At 38.1% G+C, this 1,755-nt stretch carries 2 protein-coding genes; both read left to right on the forward strand.

Annotated elements, in window-relative coordinates; genetic code table 11:
* Positions 1-64 precede the first annotated feature (64 nt).
* Complete coding sequence (locus QQK02_RS16335; RefSeq protein ID WP_284209222.1) at positions 65-994, forward strand: IS1595 family transposase; 930 nt, start codon at positions 65-67, stop codon at positions 992-994.
* Between the two features lie 15 nt (positions 995-1,009).
* Positions 1,010-1,702, forward strand: a complete 693-nt coding sequence (locus QQK02_RS16340) for a hypothetical protein (RefSeq protein ID WP_284209223.1) — start codon at positions 1,010-1,012, stop codon at positions 1,700-1,702.
* Positions 1,703-1,755 lie beyond the last annotated feature (53 nt).

The following is a 1,755-nucleotide window of genomic DNA, read 5'->3' on the forward strand; positions in this document are numbered from 1 at the left end:
GGCTCTGATCCATTTCTGTGTTGGTTTGTTATACTAACAAAATCAAATCATGTTAGGAGCGTCTATGAATAACACTCAGTTTGCCAATCTTCAAACTACATTAGAAGAGCTAACTTTTGTTCAGTTGAAACGTCTCCGACAACACATCGAAGACATGATTTCTTCGAATCATGTAGGTAAAGCTATTGCTGTGCATGAGGAAGGCGTAGCCGAATGTGCCCATTGTGGTAGCCAAGAGTTTACAAAATATGGAACAACAGCGCGAGGACAGCAGAGATATAAATGCAAAGTTTGTGGTCGAACTTTTAATTCACTTACTGGTACGCCATTATCTGGTATGAAAAAACAAGATAAATGGCACCAATATTCAGAAGGCATGTGGTTTACAGCCAAGATCAGAGAAGCAGCAAGTGAACTAGGTATTAATGTTAAAACCGCTTGGCGTTGGCGACATCAGTTATTATCTAAACCAAGACAAAGAAAGCCTTCAGAGCTTCATGGGATAATTGAAGCCGATGAAACCTTTATCAACGAGTCGTTTAAGGGTAAACGCCAGTTGGAAAGACCTTCACGTAAGCGTGGTGTTAAGAGCCATGACATACCTAAAGTACCAGTTATGCTTGCATTAGATCGCAACGGAGCTGTCACTCACTGCGTCTTGCAAAGAAACACAAGAGAAGAGCTAGAGAAATCACTAGCACCAGTATTAACGCCTGAGAGTGTATTGTGTACCGATGGAAATTTGTCATATCAAACCATCGTTAAAAACCTTCCTTTTGAGCTTGATCATAAACGCCTTATAGCTATTGATAATCAACGAGTTATAGATGGCATCTACCACATACAAACACTAAACAATTGGATGATGCGCTGGAAACAGTGGTTAAGGCAATTTAATGGGGTGGGTACAGATTATCTTGATAATTACATTGCTTGGTTTAGGCAAATGGAGCAGTCACAAAAAGACGATAGCTGGGTCGTTTTAGCACTATAAATATTTGGAATTTTAATGAAGATACTTAAGATATTGATCATTGTTTTTATTACGTTTTTTATAGCTTCATTTGGCTACTTTAAAAAAGATGCCATTGCTTGCGAACTGATAGGGGTAACACACTTCAATGAAGTGTCACCAGATTTTTATATTGATCAAAGTATCGACACTTCGAAGCAAGTTGAGCTGTCTCATGCTGTAGAATCAGCATTTAAAAGGGTTTCGGATATCTATGGTACTCCCACTTCCAACCCTAGAATCATTGCTACAGCCGAAACAAAATATGCCAAGTTCGGATTTAACCCCACAGGTATGCAAAACTCTGGTTTATTCAGAGAATGTATATTTCTAGGTCCCAAAGGACTGAGCACTAATGTAATAGCTCATGAACTTGTTCATGCAGAGGTCAGACATAGAACAAATTTGTTTGTTGAACTAACTCAATTACCTGCTTGGTTCATTGAAGGCACAGGGATCAAAGCAGATTACCGAAAGCCATTTTTATCAAAAAACATTAATGTGACAAATGATGACGTCGCTAAGATTAAGTCGGTGTTTTACCTTAGTGACTTCCCAAACACCAATGTAAAGTATTATCAAGCATCACTAATAGCTTTAGAGCCAATGAACCCAAAGGACATGTATAGTGGCTTAGAAAGATTGAACAATGGTGAACAGTTTGAGGACGTTTTTAACGAATTCTTTTAAGTGTTGATTAATATTGAAATTTTATTCAATCAACACAAAAATGGATCACAGCC

Source organism: Thalassotalea eurytherma, from assembly GCF_030161415.1.
In the GTDB taxonomy this organism is placed as follows: domain Bacteria; phylum Pseudomonadota; class Gammaproteobacteria; order Enterobacterales; family Alteromonadaceae; genus Thalassotalea_G; species Thalassotalea_G eurytherma.